Below are 622 nucleotides of genomic sequence, written 5' to 3'. Positions count from 1 at the left end.
TCAATTCGATTGGCACAAGCCGCCAGATCCAGTGGTGCAGAGACGATGGTGGCCGCTTTTAAAATCGGGTCATCTTTGTATTGGGCTAAGTAGTTCGCCATCATATTGCCACCAAGGGAGATGCCGACGGCGACTTTTGGATTGTTTGGAAAGCGCAGATGAAGGTGTTCCAAAAAGAAGCGAGCGTCCGTTACTTCTCCTGAATGGTATGCGCGAGCTTTTTTGTTCGGTTTGCCGCTACAGCCACGAAAATGCATCATCACCGATAACCCACCACATTTCGCACACGCATTCATCAGGCCGTTTGCATACGGGCTGTAGAAGCATCCTTCCAAGCCATGAAACAAAACGAAGATGGGTTTGTTCTGCGCGAGTTCTTTGGTGGGATCTTCACTCCAAGCGAGATCGAGGAAGTCGCCATCGTCGGTATCCAGCGTCTGCCAAATAGGCGTAAACAGCGCTTTTTTACGAATAAAGCGCGGTAAAAGGGTCTGAAGGTGCGGGTTCTTGATCCCGGCGGCTGCGAAAAATTGTGTCATACCTAACTGCTCTTATATGGTCCTTCATGTCAGTTGAAGAACTTATTAATATAATCCTTTATAAAGATTATAGGTATTCTACA

General features: G+C 47.3%; 1 protein-coding gene. It reads right to left on the bottom strand.

What is annotated here, in order from left to right; translation table 11 throughout:
• Positions 1 to 539 (bottom strand): hydrolase (locus R7E78_RS27965; RefSeq protein ID WP_318058864.1); only part of this gene is annotated, 539 nt, incomplete at its 3' end.
• Between the last annotated feature and the right edge of the window lie 83 nt (positions 540 to 622).

It is taken from the genome of Vibrio sp. YT-19(2023) (genome assembly GCF_033337395.1).
Note: the sequence above shows the minus strand (reverse complement) of the source record. Positions and strands in the feature narration are given on the sequence as shown.